This window comes from Paenisporosarcina antarctica, from assembly GCF_004367585.1.
Classification (GTDB): Bacteria; Bacillota; Bacilli; order Bacillales_A; family Planococcaceae; genus Paenisporosarcina; species Paenisporosarcina antarctica.
The window spans coordinates 82,527-96,182 of the sequence record NZ_CP038015.1; the positions used below are offsets into that span (position 1 = coordinate 82,527).

At 35.2% G+C, this 13,656-nt stretch carries 12 protein-coding genes and 1 other annotated feature; of the genes, 8 read left to right on the top strand and 4 right to left on the bottom strand.

What is annotated here, in order from left to right:
- The first annotated feature begins 2 nt into the window (after positions 1–2).
- The 3 genes from E2636_RS00405 to E2636_RS00415 all read left to right on the top strand — a co-directional run bounded on the left by E2636_RS00405 (position 3) and on the right by E2636_RS00415 (position 2,959).
- Positions 3–1,832 carry an AIPR family protein gene (locus E2636_RS00405; RefSeq protein WP_134208014.1) on the top strand — a complete coding sequence of 610 codons (1,830 nt, stop codon included), beginning with the start codon at positions 3–5 and terminating at the stop codon, positions 1,830–1,832.
- Between the two features lie 63 nt (positions 1,833–1,895).
- Positions 1,896–2,075 (top strand): hypothetical protein, encoded by a 180-nt coding sequence (locus E2636_RS00410; protein ID WP_134208016.1) that lies wholly within the window; start codon positions 1,896–1,898, stop codon positions 2,073–2,075.
- A 557-nt stretch (positions 2,076–2,632) separates the two neighbouring features.
- A complete protein-coding gene (locus tag E2636_RS00415; protein WP_134208018.1) occupies positions 2,633–2,959 on the top strand; it encodes a hypothetical protein in 327 nt (108 codons plus the stop codon).
- Between the two features lie 349 nt (positions 2,960–3,308).
- Here the strand turns inward: E2636_RS00415 and E2636_RS00420 are convergent, their stop codons facing one another.
- The 3 genes from E2636_RS00420 to dcm form a co-directional block, all read right to left on the bottom strand.
- Positions 3,309–4,439, bottom strand: a complete 1,131-nt coding sequence (locus E2636_RS00420; RefSeq protein ID WP_134208020.1) for a PDDEXK family nuclease — start codon at positions 4,437–4,439, stop codon at positions 3,309–3,311.
- 12 nt (positions 4,440–4,451) lie between these two features.
- The gene (locus E2636_RS00425; RefSeq protein ID WP_134208022.1) at positions 4,452–5,828 is read right to left on the bottom strand and encodes a Sau3AI family type II restriction endonuclease; all 1,377 of its coding nucleotides are present in this window, start codon (positions 5,826–5,828) and stop codon (positions 4,452–4,454) included.
- A gap of 73 nt (positions 5,829–5,901) precedes the next feature.
- Positions 5,902–7,161: a DNA (cytosine-5-)-methyltransferase gene (gene dcm / locus E2636_RS00430; protein WP_134208024.1), complete on the bottom strand. Its 1,260-nt coding sequence runs from the start codon at positions 7,159–7,161 to the stop codon at positions 5,902–5,904.
- 395 nt (positions 7,162–7,556) lie between these two features.
- Here dcm and E2636_RS00435 point away from each other — a divergent pair, with 395 nt between their 5' ends.
- Both E2636_RS00435 and E2636_RS00440 read left to right on the top strand, forming a co-directional pair.
- Complete coding sequence (locus tag E2636_RS00435; protein ID WP_134208026.1) at positions 7,557–7,829, top strand: hypothetical protein; 273 nt, start codon at positions 7,557–7,559, stop codon at positions 7,827–7,829.
- A gap of 209 nt (positions 7,830–8,038) precedes the next feature.
- The gene (locus E2636_RS00440; RefSeq protein WP_134208028.1) at positions 8,039–8,794 is read left to right on the top strand and encodes a helix-turn-helix domain-containing protein; all 756 of its coding nucleotides are present in this window, start codon (positions 8,039–8,041) and stop codon (positions 8,792–8,794) included.
- Positions 8,795–8,950: 156 nt separating this feature from the next.
- Here E2636_RS00440 and E2636_RS00445 read toward each other — a convergent pair whose 3' ends face one another.
- Positions 8,951–9,478 carry a DUF1572 domain-containing protein gene (locus tag E2636_RS00445; protein WP_134208030.1) on the bottom strand — a complete coding sequence of 176 codons (528 nt, stop codon included), beginning with the start codon at positions 9,476–9,478 and terminating at the stop codon, positions 8,951–8,953.
- 548 nt (positions 9,479–10,026) lie between these two features.
- Positions 10,027–10,233 (top strand) — a binding site (T-box leader).
- 55 nt (positions 10,234–10,288) lie between these two features.
- On the opposite strand from E2636_RS00445, the gene argS reads away from it, so the two are divergent.
- The 3 genes from argS (at position 10,289) to E2636_RS00460 (ending at position 13,588) form a co-directional block, all read left to right on the top strand.
- A complete protein-coding gene (argS, locus tag E2636_RS00450; RefSeq protein ID WP_134208032.1) occupies positions 10,289–11,953 on the top strand; it encodes an arginine--tRNA ligase in 1,665 nt (554 codons plus the stop codon).
- A gap of 108 nt (positions 11,954–12,061) precedes the next feature.
- Positions 12,062–12,493 (top strand): RDD family protein, encoded by a 432-nt coding sequence (locus E2636_RS00455; RefSeq protein ID WP_134208034.1) that lies wholly within the window; start codon positions 12,062–12,064, stop codon positions 12,491–12,493.
- 177 nt (positions 12,494–12,670) lie between these two features.
- Complete coding sequence (locus tag E2636_RS00460) at positions 12,671–13,588, top strand: DUF4349 domain-containing protein (RefSeq protein ID WP_134208036.1); 918 nt, start codon at positions 12,671–12,673, stop codon at positions 13,586–13,588.
- The last annotated feature ends 68 nt before the right edge of the window (positions 13,589–13,656 follow it).

Below are 13,656 nucleotides of genomic sequence, written 5' to 3' on the forward strand. Positions count from 1 at the left end.
AAATGAGAGAAGATAAAAAGAAACTGGATTTTCTAAATGAATTTATTGACTCAGTAGAAACTAAGGGAAGTACAATTGGTAGTAGAGAAACGCCCTTTTTTGCAGAAATGTTTGCATATATGGACCAGGAAGACGAACCATCAATTATTTTTCCTTATAACAAGAAAAATATTAAATTGAATGGTTATATCTATCAAGAAGAAACAGGTATACTCAGTTTGTATATAGTGGATTACGATAATGATTTTGAAGAAGGTACTTTACCTGAAATAAATAAAACTGTTTTAACAGAAGTGGCAAATAAGGCGAAACGTTTTTATACAAATGCAGAAACCGTGTTAGCTAATGCAGATCGTTCTCTAGAATTCTATGATTTAGCAAAACTTATAATTGAGAAAAAAAATGAAATTGATGAAGTGGATATATATGTATTAACAAGCAAATTTTATTTAACGAATAAACCTATTGAGATTAACATTCCCGGTGTACAAACTGTTAACATACATATTTGGGACATGGATCGAATATATCGATTATCGGAAGCTGAACAGAGTATTCGTGATTTTGATATTGAATTTGAAAAAGATTATAATCAAGCAATTGAAATGATGTATGTTCCGAAAAATATTCATTCTAAAGGGAATTATAATTTCGATTGTTATATTGGATACATACCTGCAAAATTACTAGCTGAACTTTATGATGACTGGGGTCCCAAGTTAGTCGAACGAAATGTTCGTTCTTTTTTACAAGCACGTGGCGGAACAAATAAAGGTATCCGTGACACATTGAAAGATTCAGTACAACGCGAAATGTTCGTAGCCTATAATAATGGGATTTCAAGTGTCGCAAAAGATGGTGACATTGAACAGATTGGCAATACGAATTTGTATCGCATTACACGTATTACAAGCTGGCAGATTGTCAACGGGGGTCAAACTACTGCTTCAATTCATCAGGCATATAAGAGTGGTGTAAATTTAGATGGAGTATATGTACAATCAAAGTTAACAATTATTAAAGTTGCTGCTGAAGATGAGCAAGATCGTCATCTACTAGAAGACGAAATGGTATCAAAAATTTCTGAGTTTGCAAATACACAGAATAAAATTAATAAATCAGATTTGCTTGCAAACACTCGATTTATGTCTGATATTGAAAAATATTCTCGTAGTTTATGGATTCCTAGTCTTGATAATCGTAAAGAAGAATCTAAGTGGTATTTTGAAAGAGCACGAGGTCAGTATATGGTTGATATTGGAAGGCGTATCACGGGGAAGGAACAAAATGCATTCAGAAAAGTATTTCCTAAAGAGAATGTGATTACTAAAGTTGAGTTAGCGAAGTACTTTATGTCATGGGAAGGCCATCCGCATGTTTCCAGTAAAGGTGGCGAAGAAGCATTCAAACAATTTATGAATTTAAATAGTCAATATTGGAAGCAGACGACCGATGAAGATGGTCGATCGGTGAGTATTAAAAGTATTGACAGTGATTACTATAAACTTTTAATAGCACGTAAAATCACAAATTCTTATGTTACAAAAATTGTGACAGAAATGAATTTGAAAGGCTATCGAGCAAACGTAATTTATTATACAATAGCAATGCTAGGTTATCTTTACGGTAAAGATATTGATTTAATAGAAGTTTGGGAAAAACAATCGCTTACTAATAGATGGGATAGCATAATAAAAACGATTGCTCAAAATGCATTGAATTATTTACGAGACTCAGCCGGTGATCGTAATGTTACTCAATGGGCGAAACAATCGGCTTGTTGGGAAGAATTCAAAGAAGAGTCAGCTGCTGTGTTGAGTCAGTTGATCTAATAATATAGTGTTTTTCATTTAGCAAGCTCTTGTGAATTTGGCAAGGATGTCATTGTCGGAATTTTGGCCGACACGGGTAGAAATTGTTATGCATTAAGAAATGTCATCGTCTCAAAAGGACTTGAATTTGATGTTGGAATTATTATTGGATTAGATGAAAAATACCCGACTATGAAGTATTGTTCAGAAGAAGAGATTCACGAGCAAATTGAAATTAGCAGAAGCTTCTCTATGTTTCCATGACTCGTGCAAAAGAAGTCCTATTCTGATTTATAAAGGTAATCCGTCACTATATATCGGTGAGACGGATAATACTTTGTATGAGATTGATTAGTACTAAGACACTAGTACAAAAGGAAAAGTAAAATAGTTTAAAGCACGTTAGAACTTGTTGTAGAATGTAGAAATTAATAAAAATGTCTTTATCGGTTCCTATAAAGGATTGATAAAGACACTTTTTTGTTTTCTATGACCATTTTATTATAATTTATTAGGTTGGTATTTATTTAAAGAACACCAACACGATAACCTTAAATTAAGTCTTAATTTTTGGGATATTGGTATGGTTTACCAATAATTACTTCGTTTTTATCCAAAGGTTATCAGGTCGAAATAAACTCCTACCAAAATAATATCCACTCCAAGGTTGTATGATAGAGCTGATAACCTTTGACCATTGGAGGTAGTTGAAGGTGTTGCATCCTCACCTAATTATTAATGATTATATACAGTTGTTAGCTTTAAAATGGCTAAATGCGATTACCAAACTTTATGATACGATTGTATTGAGGTGATTAATCTTGGAAGATAAAATAGTAAAAAGAGCAATTGAATCGGCAGGTTGTTGGTTTGTGGGATATTATGCCGCGCAGGTATTTGATAATTATAACCGATTAGAAACGGACCGTATGTATAAAAAAATTTTTATACAAAATATTTTTGAAAAAGATCAAAGAGATCGAACGATTGGAGGTACAGGGACAAGAGTAAATTCGTTAATGAAGATTGTCCGAATGAATAAGGTTCCTGAAGCTATGAAGTATTTAATTCAGTCAAAAAGATTGAATCACGAAGACCCGAAGGCCGTGGAAATGGCAAAGGACATGATTAGAAAGCTAAATTTATAGTGATGATTCTCCTTATCCTATACTAATAGCTTGGCTTGTTTAAGGGGCAATTAGGACTTTAAGTGAGTTGCGCAATGCCAGTTTGAAAGTATGCAAAGTACTAGCTTTTAAACAGGCAGTAAAGGTACTACTTTTTTTTCAGGGTGCCAACTTCACTTGATGTAGTTTACTTTTATGCATCCATTCTAAACTGCATTTTTATGGTTACTAAAGAATCGTCACCTTGTATTCTATAAAGGGAATGACCGAAGATACAATTTCGGTCGTTTTTTTCTTTCTTTATTGAGTTATTTATGTAACATTTATATCTGGAAATAGATTGTGCGTTACTTCTTTAGACTGAGAAAGTTCATTCTTTCTCTATAAACTCAAGTTCTTTTGTATGTTCATTATAAATATACTTAATTAATCTTAAACTAGACCAATGCATTGTAACGGCTGGATGCCGACCTTTAACAAAGGTGCGTTTACCTGCCTCATTTCTTAATCTGACTACTTCCTCTGGGAAGTCTTGAGCTACTACAAAAGCCTCAATCATCGAATAATCACCAAAGCTATATTCGTGATTTATCCAGTCCACATATTTCATGAGTTGGTTAATCACTTCTTTATCAGCAACTTCTCTTTTGATTTCTATAGTTAGGTATTTCGAAATTGTTGTAAATGAAGGTATAAACCTGTATCCGAATATATCCATCTTGTCCATATAATGAACTGGCTTAAAAGGCGAAGCGACAACTTGATGCGATAAATAATCCCAATCACCGAATATATTATTGGTGGTATTTTTTATATAGTCTATTATTCCTGCTTCAATTGCCATTTCGTGTTTCATCTTTGATCCATTTGCAGCTAAGGCTAAGATATTATTCGCGTTCACTTTATAGTTGATGTCTATTAACGACTTCACCCGGTTATGTAATTTATCTGAATAAGAAAAGATGTTTTTTGGATTAGCAATTTCATTTTCATTTGTTTTTAAAATTATGTCGCATAATGCTTTGTTTTCAACATCATCTATCTTAATAAAAGATAATCTCGATAGTACACGTAGCATTTTGAAAGCTCGTGGATTTGAAGATAATACATCGTCCATGTCAATGCCGGTCTTAAAAAAGTATGGAGCATTTTCAAAAGTACATAAAAATCGATTGCCTAGGTTAAACGTGGACTTATTCAGTATCATTTTATCTTTTAGTGCTGGAAACTTTGCTGTAAGTGGAATGTCTGCGCCGGGAAAGTTTAAATGCTTACAATCACCATTAATATTAACAAGTTTTCCAACACCATATATTTTTCTTTTTATGAAAAAGTAAACATTATCGCCCTCAGACATTGATAGATAATCAGTGAAAGTACCCTCGTGATGTATTAACCATTGGTTTTTTAGAGGAACATTTAGGTTCGTGCTATAAACCCCGTTTAAAATCAGTTCATTTAAAGATTCAATATTATCAAGTGTAAAGATATATCCTGCCATTTCTTCAACTCCCTAATTAATTATATTTGCTACATAATCTTTATCCAGCCAAAAAGCTTGCTTAGCAATCATTTGGCCATCAGGTAAAGGAGTTTTATCTTGCCCATTTCTCCCTTTAGGGCGTATATGACAGAGACCATTGGAACCGGGGGAGGGTAAATTATTTCTGGCAACTACAGTATTTCCCTTTGAAATCATATTAATTTGAACCCCAAATAAAAGCTGAAGTTGGAGATTTTGATAGAATTCCATTAATTGTGATTCAATTTCTTGAATAGGCATATTCCACAATTTAATACCTATAAAAAATAACTCTCGATTTTTATTTTCTCGTTCCGTTTCTCTGAATTCAAAAATAACAAATAAAAATTTTGTTTGTTCAAAATGATTTTTTAGCCAACTTACATCCCATTCTTCAGTAACCCATTCCATAAAGTTCATATTCTTAAATGACATATGCTCACGGGGTACACCATTAGGTTCAAGTCGTATCGTTTTAAATTGAATGTTTGCTTTAGAGAATTCTTCAATGTCGTCTAATTTAGTTCCTTTAATTCCAAGTAATGCACTTATAAAATTAGGAACGAAACTTTTTGAATTATTGATTGAGATTCCATTTTCATATGCAATTTGAGTAAGGGGTTTACCGATATAAGGTAGAAATCTATCGTGAAGAATTTCTTCTAGAGTTTTACTTTGTAGTTCTTGGCTATTAGTAATTGAGACCATGTCTTTATTAGATAGAATTTGTCTGGCCACGCCAGACATAAAACTAGCCTTTAAACTATAAGCTCTTTGCATGGCATAAATAGGACTAAATGGTTGAGTTCTTAATGAATCTTTGTTTTTCCCTTTTGTACATGCGCCTAAATAAATGGTATCGGCCTCAGAAAGATTATGTGCTTTACCAGCTTTAATTTTACTGGTTATGAATAACCAATCGTTCTTAATAATTTGTAGATCCTCCTCGCTAAAAGTTAAAAGGTGACTTTTTAGCACTTGATATTCAGAACGGTGAACTTCAGGAATCCATTGATAGAACATGAGTAAAATCTTTTGGTTCTTTGTCCAAAAACTTGATGTCTCAAATGTAGTTAATACTTCTTTCTGGTAGTTGATAATATTTAAGACTAATCGTTCTTTAGCTGAAATCGTTTTATTCTTGTTAAGCTTCAACGGAGTAACTTTTAGCTCAATGCCTAATTCAGCAAAGTCCGCTTCAGACTTAGAATTCACTTCATAACCAAAGAAACTTTCTTCGATGATTTGTCCTAGATGACCTTTCGATTTCTCGTTTTCAACACGACCTGTTCTATCAATCTCACCGAAAGTTTTTCCTTCAGCTTCTTTTGCTTTATAAAGCAACTCCGCTTCCGTTTTATACAACATATGTATCACTCACTTCTTGGATAGTAATTGTATAAATTTTACCATAAATAGAAAAAAGCCGATACATAAAGTATCAGCTTTGCAATGCCAGTTTTAATTGAACATCGGTAAGAATATTTGTTTTTTCAATTTCTTCAATTCGTAAGCCTAGTCTCTCTATTAATCCAACTACCAAGGCATTACCCATACAAAAATATCTCATACGGTCTGACATTGAGCTCGTCCAATTATCGTCGAATCCATTAAGACGTTCGCATTCTAGAGGTGTTAAGAAACGTTTTCGACCATTCACTTCAATAATGTGAGTGCTTCGATTTGTAGAACCTTCACTTGTTAGCATCGTTCTACCGGGTTTGTCCAAATCGTCTACAGGTGACATTCCACCTTCGGAAAATTGATAGACATGTCCATCGGCCGTTTTCCGTTCAATTTTCTTTGGTCCACGAAGATATGAAAATTTCTCACTTGTCGCTTCGGATAAGTAGAATTTTTCATCCACTTCAGTTTCAGCGATAAGAATATTACGCAAAGTTACTGGCTTTTCTTCTTTTGGGATGACTTGTGTGGTGAAAACTTGCCCTTCCTTCATATAGCCGGCAGTATGAAATCCAAATGAGAAATTATCTGATAGGGATACTATATCATTCGGTAAGGCGACAGAAGTTATTCTATCTTTATATGGTTCAAACTCAACTGGAAAAGGTTTAGCAAAGAAACCTTCATTAAAAACAATTTGATCTTCAGAGTACTTACTTTGGAATTGGTCAAAAGCGATGCCATTTTTATATGCAAAGATAAAGACGCGTCGTCGTCTTTGAGCAAAGCCATAATCAGCAGCATTTATAACTCGCCATTCAACGGTGTAATTTAAATCTCTAAAAGTTGCCAACATAACCGCAAAATCACGTCCGCGCTGTGATGACGGTGATTTTAAAAGACGGTCTACATTTTCTAAAAGAACATACTTAGGTTGTGTATTTTCGATTACTCTCTTAATTTCCCAAAATAAGACTCCTTTTTTACCTTGGAGCCCTTTCTCTCCAGAAAGAGTGCGTGCTACTGAGTAGTCTTGGCATGGAAAACCACCTACTACTAGATTTGGCTCTAAATCTACAAATGTTTCGTCTGAAACTTTTGTTATATCTTCATTCGAATGTATTCCATTATTAAATTTTTCTACATAACAATCGAAAGCATCTTGAGCTTTTCGAGCAGGTTCCCATTGGTTACCCCAAACTATTTTAAATAAATCGGGGTTCGCTTTCTCGAGACCTAAACGAAAGCCACCGACACCAGCAAATAATTCAATTACATTAATTTTAGAATTTTGCATATACGAACACCCTTTCGCTTTTCTTCTTTATTATACAGCATTATTAGTGAAGTTTAAAGATCGAATTGCACTATGAGTGATATTATTTTCTTGCTTAAAACATAACAAATTATCTGACTTAGTCCCTTTAACGCGAATCAATATTAAACAGTATTTTGTGACAATTCATATTGTAACCAGATATGGGTTGTATTAATGGTAAATACACTTACCAATATGAAGGCAATTAAGAACTGCTAAGATCTATATTCGAATTGCTAAATGACATATATATGATAGATTTAATGTGTGATGAAGAGTTGCAAGGGTATTATGAGAAGCTTGGGATGCAACAGGCACATGGAATGATTCTAAGGAATTATAGGAAATAATCTGGATTGTAAGGGGAGAAATATATGGAGTTCGATACATTAAAGTGGGTGTTGTTAGGCGTTTGTGTGTTGTTATTTATGATCAAATTCTACATTAAACGCGAGTCGCTTTTATGGGGAATTATTTTCTACACGACTGCGTTCGCGGCGATTAGCTATTATGTGTATTTCAATGAATGGAGACAGGGCTTTAAGATTGTATTTTTATTACTGTTCTCTTTTGCATATTGGCAGTTTTTATTTAAAGAAATTGCACAGTTTCGCAGGCTGCGTAAGTCACGTCGGAAATTTACTTAACAGTACATAGAATATATTAACGCCTTCATTTACGATATTCATTCGTAAAGAAGGCGTTTTTTTTCATCTTAAAATATTTTTTAAAAAATTGTCTCCTCACTGATCAGTTTGTTCTATGTAAGGACTACTAAGGCAAAAAACCTGAATATCCAAACATACAAATAAACCCCAACTACTTAACAAGTAGAGAGTGGCGATCGGAGCAGACTATGTATTATTTATCAGAGTATCAAACATTTACTAGCGTCAAAGAAATGGATAAGCATGTTCAGCAGCATACCAATGCCCATTATCATGAGTTAATCCAAACGGATCGCGACGTCCTATCTTTACTTAGTCGATACTCTTGTAAATTTCCTGGGGCTGCTCATTTGAAAGTAGAAACGATCATGAAGGCATTGTCAAAGTCAGATGTGACGATTCGTCGTGCCATTCGTAAATTGGCGAAGTTACATATTATCGAAAAAATCTCGTTTATACGTCGCGTCTCAAAAGGCTATGGTGCGAACATTCTTCGTATTTTACCCTTTGAAGACAAGTCGACTATGATCACTCGCAGTTCTACCGAAAGTGTTACGCCTGTAAGCGTTCAATCTCCTGAAATCGAGAAACAAACCTCTCTTTCTAATAATCTTATACAGGATACATATGATACAGAGGACGCGATTAAGGAGGGGTTAATTACCAAGTTACCAGAAAGAATCGGACGTATTTTGGGTGCTTTCTTTGACATGAATACCGTTTATAAAGTGTATGGCATCATGCTGCGAGCTAAAGCAAAAATAGATCGAACCATGATGTTTGAGGAGTATGAAGAAGACTATATTAGCGCGATTCTTTCCGTGGTCAATGCCTATAAACGAGGACGAGTTAAGAATATATTTGGTGTATTATATGCAGCGATTCTAAGTGCCACAAAGCGTTTATATGTGACGGCTTTATTTAACGATGCTATGGATCGGTAGTTCAGTTATATGCATTTAGTGAGTAGCCTTAATTTTGAGGGACACTTGCGTACCAAGGAAGCGAGCCACCACTTTTCAGAGATGGCTGAGTTTTGTTTATTCTTTAAGTCGGTGATTTTCTCTCATCGATAAAATTACAATGTTTGCATTTACCAATCATCTTTTCAACTTGAGATTTAAGTATTCTTCCGATTTACCTTTGGGAATACTGAGGCTTAACCAATTCTCATCTTTTAATTGCTTTCCAATATAAACGATTTGGCCTATATGATAAGCATAATGAGCCAACTGTCTTTCTATTGCTTCAAGTATAGTGTGACTTTCACCACGAATATAAATATTCTCTAATAAATCTTGTTCTACTAAATCATTTAATGTTTCAAAAAGTATATGCCACCCTTTTTCCCATATTGAAATCAATTCTTGCTTTGACGAAATATCATTTACAAATTCTTGTTCGCGGTTTCTATAAGATTTTTCTCCATCTGAGGTTTTAAAGTCAGACCATCTAGAAATCATATTCCCACTTAGATGTTTTACAATAACTGCTATACTATTCGAACCACTATTTAAGACCCAATGAATATCCTCTTCCGATAATTGACTTATTGTTTTATCACCAAGGACTTTAACGCTTTTAAACCTTTCTTGTATAACTTTCAAGTACTCATGTCCAATACTCAATAGTATTCTCCCCTTTACAATGTGGTTTATCATAACTATTCTACTGAATAAGATAACATCTTTAAATCGCAATCTGGAGCTTTAAACAACATGATCAATATTCAAAAAGAAATATTATATCCAAACCTATGCGTGAAGCCTGTAGTCACTTAGCTATTCAAGTTATATCTGATGTATCTATGACATTAAAGCATTGAAGGAACAGAAACAGGAGCAATCTTTCTAGCGACGAGTAACAACAGTAGCCGAGGCTGTTTTCCTCCATATCACTACATAGTAAGTAATATTATACATATCCTGTTCGTTCTAGTGATTGTAGTGGAAGACGGCGACTCCAGCGGAATTAGCATGAGCGGAAGACCCCACAGACGAGCTTGCTCGTCGAGGAGGCTGAGGCCATGCCCGCGGAAAGCGTCCGTCTGCAACGGAAATCAACCTTTACAAAGAAAGAGAACTTCCCTTAACTCTACTTTAAGCACACCTAGCTATGTTTACATTTATTCCTAAAAATAACTTGACTTCCTCTTTTCATTTTGATAAATTCAAATACAATATCCAAGACGAAGAGAGTACCAAATACTGAACACTTAGCGAGCTGGGGATGGTGTGAGCCTGGTTGTGAAGATTTGTGAAGCGCACTTCGGAGATGCTTTTTCGAATAATGTAGAAAAAGCCGGTGACTCACCGTTATGAGAAAGTGGCCCTATATGGGGTAATTTGAGTGGTACCGCGGAAGTTAAGCTTTCGTCTCATGTGTTTGATGAGACGAGGGCTTTTTTTATATATTTATATACTATCGGAGGAGTTCATATGAAACAGAAAGTGGTAGACATTCTTCAAAAACACACAACGGAGTTAATTGATAAACAGATGATTGACGTACCTACTCATGCACGTCTAGGAGATTTTACGCTGCCCTGTTTTCAGTTTGCGAAAAAAATGAAAAAGTCTCCTACGTTAATTGCTGAAGAAATAGCAGGCAACATTCAGGATCCGACCATTGAAAAAGTCGAAGCGCTAAATGGGTACGTAAATATTTTTATGAAGAGAACGGGATTTACGCAGTCGATTATGAATACAATTTTATATGAAGTAAACCACTATGGTTCTTCAAACGTCGGCGGAGGCGGCGTAGTAACCATTGATATGTCTTCCCCGAATATTGCGAAGCCTTTTTCAATGGGGCATTTGCGATCGACAGTCATTGGGAATTGCATGGCGTTATTGCTTGAAAAAAGTGGGTATCAACCAGTAAAGATTAATTATATTGGGGACTGGGGAACTCAATTTGGAAAGTTACTGGTGGCTTATCGATTATGGGGCAATGAACAACAAGTGCAGAAAGCGCCAATCCAAACGTTATTGGCACTTTATATTCGTTTTCACAAGGAAGCAGAACTTGATGATTCTTTAAATGATCAAGGGAGAGCCGCTTTTAAATCTTTGGAGGATGGTGATCTGGAGGCATTAGCACTATGGAAATGGTTTCGAACAGAATCCTTAAAAGAATTTCAAAAAATTTATGATGTGTTGGGAGTGACCTTTGATTCGTATAAAGGTGAAGCCTATTACAATGATAAAATGGATCCAATTGTTGAAGAGTTACAACGAAAGAACTTGTTAGTCGAATCGGATGGTGCACTTGTTGTAAATGTAGGAGAGAATATGCCCCCTTGTATCATCAAAAAGTCTGATGGTGCGACATTGTATGCAACGAGAGATATTACGGCTGCAATAGATCGACATAACACTCATAAGTTCGTGAAATCACTGTACGTAGTGGGAAATGAACAGAGCTTGCATTTTGTACAGTTGAAGTCGGTGCTACACCAAATGGGCTATAAGTGGGCGGATACGCTTCAACATATTCCATTTGGGTTAATTTTGAAGGATGGAAAAAAATTATCGACGCGTAAAGGGAAAATTATTTTATTAGAAGAAGTGTTAAAAGAAGCCATTCAATTAGCAGAGGACACTATTGACGAAAAGAATCCATCCCTGTTGAATAAAAAAGAAGTAGCAAAAGAAATTGGAGTAGGTGCCATTATTTTCAGTGATTTAAAACAACATCGAAAACATGACATCGAATTCGATTTGAAGAAAATGTTACAAACAGAAGGTGAAACTGGTCCTTATTTGCAATACACCTATGCTAGAGCATGCTCGATTCTGAGAAAAGCGGGAGTGGTGGGTGAGTTTAGCGTTGAAGAAGTCAATAATCATGAGTGGGAAGTAATCAAATGCCTAGAACAATTCCCAGCTGTCGTCAACCGAGCTACAACTGAGCTAGATCCTTCTTTAATGGCAAAATATGCGGTGGAATTAGCACAGGCATTCAATTCATTTTACGGAAACGTTCAAATCGTCACTAACTCAAGTTTGATGGCGTACCGAGTTTCTTTAGTCCAGAGTGTTGTTATTGTCTTAGAACAAGCATTAAGACTTCTAGGCATGAAAGCTCCAAAGGAAATGTGACTGTCTAAAATTATAGTGCGATTTAATACAAAAAATAGAATTACTAGTTCTTTATAAAGATTGATTTGGTAATATAGTTATTATGTACAATATGAAAAGAGGAACATCATGACAAATCCAGCAGGTTTTTGGGTACGACTTTTAGCCAGTATAATGGACTCCTTGGTTATTAGTGTACCGCTCGGCATTATTTTTTACCTCTTGACGGGCAATTGGGAAGATGAAAGTTTTTCATCTCTTCTAAACATACTATATTCAATCATAGTACCTATCCTTTGGTACGGTTATACCGTGGGTAAACGAATAATGAAAATTCGGATTGTTAAAGTCGATGGCAGTAAACTAGGTATTGGAGCTATGTTAATGCGTGTTGTCGTCGCAGCGTTGATTTATATCGTTACTCTTGGAATCGCAGCGATTGTCAGTGCATTTATGGTAGGCCTAAGAGAAGATAAACGCGCTATACATGATCTCATCGCAGGAACATACGTTACATATAACGCTCCTGGTGATGAGGAAGACTTTGTTGTAAATGAATAGCGATAAATAAATTGATAAAATCCTCATGTGAAAGCTGCATGGGGGTTTTATTGTATCAAGTTAAAAGAAGAACTCTAAATTAGAAATATTACAATTTCAAAAATATAATGTAACGAACTGTAACATTTTTCCTTCCCCATTCGTCATAAATAGGTATAGAGACAGGGGGGACATTCGATGATGAGAAAGATCATTTTTGTTTTACTAATTTCGAGTTTATTTATACTCCTGGCAGCATGTAGTGCAGGTGATTCCGAATCTTCATATGACTCTACAGAAGACAAAGCTGTTGCACCTAGTTCGAATGAAGCAGTAGGAGACTCTGATGAATCAGCAGAAGAAGAAAGTGAAGTAGTGAGTGAAGAGCGAGATGAGGTGGAACAGAAATCTCCGGAAGCAACAACGGAAAGAATGATTATTCACAAAGCGATCATGAGTGTAAACGTAAAAGAGTTAAAAAAAGCACAGAGTAATATTGAAAAAAAGGTCACGCAATATGAAGGTTATATTGTTGAATCAAGTGTCTATAAAGAAAATGATGATACCAGCAGTGGGAAAATGATCGTTCGGATTCCTGAGAAACATTTTCAAGCATTCCTTTTAGATGCTGAAGGGGAAGCAGCTGATGTAATAGAACGCAATGTGACTGGTCAGGATGTCACGGAACAATTTGTGGATTTGCAATCACGCGTGAAATCCAAACGAGCAGTAGAGGAACGCTTGCTTGAGTTTATGAGCAATGCACAAAAAACAGAGGATTTGTTGAAAATCTCTGCAGATTTAGCAAAGGTTCAAGAAGAAATTGAAGTCATGGTAGGCAATATGAAATTTCTTGAAAATCAAACGTCTTTCTCGACGATTGAACTAACGATGTATGAAAACCGAGTGGTTGTTCCAGCGATAGATAGCAAAGAGTTAAATACATGGGAAAAAACAAAAAAACAACTGGCTACAAGCACAAACTCGATATTAGCAGCTGGCTCCGCATTAATCGTATTTTTCATTGGGAATTTACCAGTACTATTGATTTTGGGGGTTATTGGAGCCATTTTATTTATGTTTATTAAAAGAAGGTTTCGCCCTGATCAAAAATAATAAGTGAATGTTCAAAAGCAGCTCTTTTGTTGAGCTGCTTATTTTTATGTTTCGATGATTTCCTACAA

Coding starts and splice junctions, on each gene's coding strand:
- E2636_RS00405 (WP_134208014.1), top strand. CDS start 3: ATGAGAGAAGATAAAAAGAAACTGGATTTTCTAAATGAATTTATTGAC.
- E2636_RS00420 (WP_134208020.1), bottom strand. CDS start 4,439: ATGGCAGGATATATCTTTACACTTGATAATATTGAATCTTTAAATGAA.
- E2636_RS00425 (WP_134208022.1), bottom strand. CDS start 5,828: ATGTTGTATAAAACGGAAGCGGAGTTGCTTTATAAAGCAAAAGAAGCT.
- dcm (WP_134208024.1), bottom strand. CDS start 7,161: ATGCAAAATTCTAAAATTAATGTAATTGAATTATTTGCTGGTGTCGGT.
- E2636_RS00435 (WP_134208026.1), top strand. CDS start 7,557: ATGGAGTTCGATACATTAAAGTGGGTGTTGTTAGGCGTTTGTGTGTTG.
- E2636_RS00440 (WP_134208028.1), top strand. CDS start 8,039: ATGTATTATTTATCAGAGTATCAAACATTTACTAGCGTCAAAGAAATG.
- argS (WP_134208032.1), top strand. CDS start 10,289: ATGAAACAGAAAGTGGTAGACATTCTTCAAAAACACACAACGGAGTTA.
- E2636_RS00455 (WP_134208034.1), top strand. CDS start 12,062: ATGACAAATCCAGCAGGTTTTTGGGTACGACTTTTAGCCAGTATAATG.
- E2636_RS00460 (WP_134208036.1), top strand. CDS start 12,671: ATGATGAGAAAGATCATTTTTGTTTTACTAATTTCGAGTTTATTTATA.